This window comes from Paramaledivibacter caminithermalis DSM 15212, from assembly GCF_900142245.1.
Lineage (GTDB): Bacteria > Bacillota > Clostridia > Peptostreptococcales > Caminicellaceae > Paramaledivibacter > Paramaledivibacter caminithermalis.
Window position 1 is genome coordinate 1 of the sequence record NZ_FRAG01000105.1, and the last position, 5,321, is coordinate 5,321.

A 5,321-nucleotide genomic window follows, 5' to 3' on the forward strand; every position below is an offset into this window, starting at 1 on the left:
TATAAAGTCAATTCCATTATTTATTCCAAATTCTATATCCCTTATATCTTTCTCTGTAATTGCAGGAAGGTTTATCTTTACTCCTGGTACATTCACACCTTTTTTATTCTTAACAGTACCACCATTATTAACTTTACATTTAATTTCCTTATCATTAGGTATATCTATTACTTCAAGCTCTATCAAACCGTCATCAATTAATATCTTATTACCCTTTTTAACATCTAAAGGTAATTTATCATATGTTATACTGCATTTTGTTTCGTCTCCAAGGATTTCTTCAGTTGTAAGTGTGAAGTCTTGTCCTTCGATCAATTGGACTGTTCCTTTTGCAAAGTTTCCTGTTCTTATCTCTGGTCCTTTAGTATCAAGTAAAATTGCTACAGGAATTTTTAATTCTTCTCTAACTTCTTTTATCATTTTGATTCTTTCAAGATGTTCCTCATGATTCCCATGTGAAAAGTTTAATCTTGCAACATTAAGTCCACTTTGCACCAATTCAGTAAATATTGCCTTTGATTCACTTGCTGGTCCGATCGTACAAACAATCTTTGTTTTTCTCATGTTTTCACCTCTTATATTATTTTATATTAACGTTTAGCATAGCTTCAAACATTGTGAATTATAGGAATTTAAGTAAATGCTTTATATTTTATTAACTCCAAATAAGACCTGCAATTAATTCTACTAAATCCAATAATTTCTTAGGATGCCTACCTGTCAGTTCATATATCTTCTCTATACGATAATTCAAGGTATTTCGATGAATATTTAGATTTTTTGCTACCTCATTCATTTCTCCATTTTTTTCAATAAATGTTTGAAGTGTTTTGACTAACTGAAGTTTTTCTCCAGCAATCTCTAAGTTATGAATCAGTTGAATGCTATTAGCTTTATCTCTGTGCTTAAGCCCCATGAAAAATTCAAATTCTTCACTGGTGTATATTTTTTGATTTGGTTTTATTTTTAATCCTATTTCAATAGCTAATGTAGCTTTTTCAAAGGAAATGGAAAATGGTTTGTAAAAATCACCGATTCCAATTTTATTGATTTTATCAACATGCTCTAACTTTTGAATTAAAGAATCATTTCCTTTGTTTTTCTCTAGAAATAATACTATCCTATGATTATCTAAGCGAAGAAAATGAGTAAACATGGGAATTGTCTTCTTCAAGTTTTTCTCAAAACTTTCCATATTTTCTACTATCAATATTATTCCTCTATAATCCTTATCAAGATTGACTCCGTATTTATTAGCCAATTCATAAAATCCTTTATCATATTCTTTTTTTCTATATACTAATTCATAAAGAAATTCTTCCATTTGTTTTTCTTTTTCTTGATAGGCTTTTAATCTTGTAGCTTGCTCTATCAGTAATGTAGTTGTAACACTTACTAATTGACTTAAAGGGCGGACTTCATCGGGATCACCAGTTATTCCAACAACACCTACTGGTTTTCCATCAATCAATATCGGTTCATTAACACCTGGTTTTACATCTCGGCCTACTTCATAAACTTCAACCTTTTCTTTTTTTTCAATTGCTTTTACCGCTCCTTCATGTAAACTTCCAATCCGACTTTTATTTCCACTACCAATAATAATTCCTTTTTCATTCATGACATTTACATTATATGGGATAACCTTCATCATTTCTTTTACAATTTGTCCTGCAAGCTGTTTAGATAATTTCATCTTTTTCCTCCCCGAGTCTTGCCATTTTTATTTTGTTTCATCATCTACCCCACTGTTCATTTCATATTTATTTTTATTTATACAGATTTAGTCTTTTTAACAGAATATACTAAAGCAAATTTTGATATATATAAATTAACTGTTTTACTAGAATATCTATATTATACTAACATCAGTATATAGAAATTTAAGTAAATTCAAGTAAAAGAGAATAAATGTAAACTATTTCCAATGAAATTTCAAAAGCAGGAATTAAGGTTTTTAGAGCTAAAAGAATGACCTTAAAACTTGGAACATGGAACTTTCAGCTTAAAACCCATCGTCGGCCTTCTTTGTACATGTATAAATTAAGTTTTACTATGTAAATCCTATATTACTCAAAAAATTTAAATATAGAAATATTACATACTTTTTGTAGTTAAGAAATTTTTATAACATGCACCACTAATTAAAATTATAAAAATTATGCCCTATTTGTTATTTATTCATTAGTCATTATACTCCATATAAAAGAAGCATGACTATTACAGGGCATAATTTTTATATCTTATTGCTTATAAATATTGTCTACTAGATATTTATTAACAACTGAGGTCCTTATTTTTTACATTCATAAAGCGGATTAAATTTTCACTTAACTTTTCTATATTTTCTTTTCCTTTTACCAAGGCTTCTTCTAAAGAACTTGCTTCTTGCATAATACTAAAGATAGCATCAATGCCATTATCATATAACTCTGCTATTTTATCTCCAACTCTACCTGCAAGAACAATCACTGGAACATCATATTTTTCAGCTATCTTAGCTACACCCAAAGGTGTTTTGCCAAAAATAGTTTGGCTATCAATACTTCCTTCGCCAGTCCAAACCATATCAGCTTCTTTGATATTTTCTTCTAATTTGGTATATTCAACTACCATATCAATACCTTTCTTCAGTTTACCATTTAAAAATGCCATTAAACCAGCACCTAATCCACCAGCTGCTCCTGCTCCATGCACTTCCTTTATATCCTTGCCTAATGCTTCCTTGATTTTATCTGCAAAATGATTTAAATTTTTATCTAAAATTTCTACCATTTCTTTTGTTGCTCCTTTTTGAGGACCAAATACAAAGGAAGCTCCATTTTTTCCAACAAGAGGATTATTTACATCACAAGCTACTTCAATTTCTAAATTTTTTAATCTTTTATCTAAATTCGATAAATCAATTTTTTCTAATTCTCCTAGCTGTCCACCACCAAAAGGAAGTTCTATTCCATTTTTATCAAGCAATCTTCCTCCCAAAGCTTGAATCATTCCAGCACCGCCATCATTTGTTGAACTTCCTCCAATACCAATTAATATCTTCTTAATTGGATGATTTAGACAAGCCTTTATTAGTTGTCCAGTCCCATAAGTTGATGTCTTAAGTGGATTTCTCTTTTCTTTAGATATTAACTGTATACCACTTGCACTAGCCATTTCCAATACTGCAATTTCTCCATTACCCAAGATACCATATTCCGCTTCTACTTCATCCCCAAGTGGTCCATTGACCTTTACTTTATATACCTTTCCTTTTGTAGCATCTACAAGTGATTGCATTGTACCTTCTCCACCATCGGCCATTGGAACCTTTATACACTCTATATTGGAATTTACCTTCTTTATTCCTCTCTCCATTGCTTCACAAGCTTCTTTTGCTGTCATACTTTCCTTAAAAGAATCTGGAGCTAAAACTATTTTCATACCTTTCTTCATCTCTAACTCTAACCTTTCCTCACTTTATTTTTATTATAATTCCTTTATATAAACTTAAGCAAAAAAAATCCCGAAAATAACACTTGAAACAATAGCTAAAGTCAAACCAACTAAAGATTCATAAGGAACAACCTTTAAACGATCCTTTATATCCAGATATACACTTCCCCCTGTAGCATGGAAAAAGCTTCCGTGTGGTAAATGATCTAATACTGTAGCACCTGAATGTATCATTGCCGCTCCTGCCAAGGGTTTAATTCCAAGGGCCAGAATTGTTTCTCCAAATACAGAACTAGCTACTGCTGTTCCTGAAGTAGTTGATGCAGTTGCTGCTGACATTAATACCCCTGAAATTGGAGCCAATACAAAGGCTGGTAGTCCAGATGCACTCAAACCATTAATTATTACACCCTTTAGTTCAGAATTTGCGATAATCCCTGCAATAGTTCCTGTTCCTATTAAAAGAATGGCTACCCCACTCATTTTTGATAGACCAGTTACTGCATATCTATTTAAATTTTTGATTTTACCCATTGCTAAACACCCAACAATTCCACCTAAAGGTAATGCTATTAGTGGATCTACTTTTATCCCTGCCATAGGACGTAATGATAACAAAGTAATTGTTACCAAAGGACCTACTATTGCTGCAATGAAACTTGGTTTATCCTTAAATGTTTCTTTTAATTCCTCCGCTTTAACTGTCTCTCCTTTGTTAATTAAACTTTTTGCTAAGAAATAAGTAACAATTAAACCGAATATAGCTGGTATAATTCCTGCTGTCATTACATTGGATAAATCTACTTTAAATGTTTCAGCTGCTGCAATAGTATTTGGATTAGGTGACATTATATTCCCAGCCTTTCCTCCACCTATCATCGCAAGTAGAACAGCTGACTTTGACATTTTGGTTCTTTGTGCAATTGCCAATGCAATAGGAGATACAGTTATTACTGCAACATCTATAAATACTCCTACAGCAGTTAACACACAAGTAGCAATTATTAATGCAATCAATGATTTAGATTCTCCTATTTTATCTATAATTGTTTCTGCAATTTTTGCTGCTCCTCCTGATTCAATCAATACTCCTGCTAATACTCCAGCCGTTAAAATCCTTAAAACAGCTGGCATAATGTTTTTAGCCCCTCCAATCATCAAAGTAACAGTTTCTCCTAAACCTACACCACCTACCATTCCTCCTAGTATTGCTCCTGCAATCAACCCATATGCTGGATGTACCTTTCGCAAAATTAGAAATATAGCTACCAACAATCCTACAATTGCGCCTAATGCACTTACTTCCATCTTTTTCTCCTCACTTTCTTTAAAATAGTAAAGGTTTTCCTAAAATCCTTTTTTAGGAATTTAAGTAAAGACTTTAATTTATATGTGCCCAGAAGCATTGCGTATTTGTACATGTATAAATTAAGTCTTACTATTGGAAATCTATAATACTGAGAGAATTTTCTCTATTTTATTATATATACAATCAATGTATAAATATATTGACCAAATCACTAAGTTTATTGTGCATTTGACAGATGTATTAACTTCAATTATGATGCTTTCAAAAATCTAAATTTGTTAACTTATTTTGTACAGAATAATCATCCACCAGCTTAACTGGTGGTTTTCATGTTTGCGAGGCATGTTGCCGAGCCGATGGTTTGAAAGAAAACCTGTCACCTAGCTAATGGGAAGACAAGTTGTAGGCAAGGGCGTTTTCGGCGACGAAAGGGTCTGAAGGAAGCTGATGACGGTTATTGGAAGGGAACGAAAGTGAACCAATGTTGGCATGTGTAGTGGATAACCCTCCATGAAGTGGGAACGTCCTAAAATTAGCTTAACTACATGTGTTCTGATGGTCGTTTTAATAACAG

Annotated in this window: 4 protein-coding genes; all 4 read right to left on the reverse strand. The window is 32.2% G+C overall.

Translation table 11 applies throughout. The annotated features are described in order from the left end of the window. The coding region (locus BUB36_RS18330; protein WP_242655902.1) for a pyruvate kinase at positions 1-564 on the reverse strand (564 nt) is incomplete at its 3' end. A 91-nt stretch (positions 565-655) separates the two neighbouring features. After that, a complete protein-coding gene (locus BUB36_RS18335; protein WP_073153663.1) occupies positions 656-1,696 on the reverse strand; it encodes a CdaR family transcriptional regulator in 1,041 nt (346 codons plus the stop codon). A gap of 581 nt (positions 1,697-2,277) precedes the next feature. Beyond that, positions 2,278-3,426 (reverse strand): glycerate kinase family protein, encoded by a 1,149-nt coding sequence (locus BUB36_RS18340; protein WP_330390551.1) that lies wholly within the window; start codon positions 3,424-3,426, stop codon positions 2,278-2,280. Between the two features lie 66 nt (positions 3,427-3,492). Further along, positions 3,493-4,746 (reverse strand): GntP family permease, encoded by a 1,254-nt coding sequence (locus BUB36_RS18345; RefSeq protein WP_073153668.1) that lies wholly within the window; start codon positions 4,744-4,746, stop codon positions 3,493-3,495. Positions 4,747-5,321 lie beyond the last annotated feature (575 nt).

Excerpts from the sequence above, each read along its gene's own strand:
- BUB36_RS18335 (WP_073153663.1), bottom strand. The coding sequence starts at position 1,696 with ATGAAATTATCTAAACAGCTTGCAGGACAAATTGTAAAAGAAATGATG.
- BUB36_RS18340 (WP_330390551.1), bottom strand. The coding sequence starts at position 3,426 with ATGAAAATAGTTTTAGCTCCAGATTCTTTTAAGGAAAGTATGACAGCA.
- BUB36_RS18345 (WP_073153668.1), bottom strand. The coding sequence starts at position 4,746 with ATGGAAGTAAGTGCATTAGGCGCAATTGTAGGATTGTTGGTAGCTATA.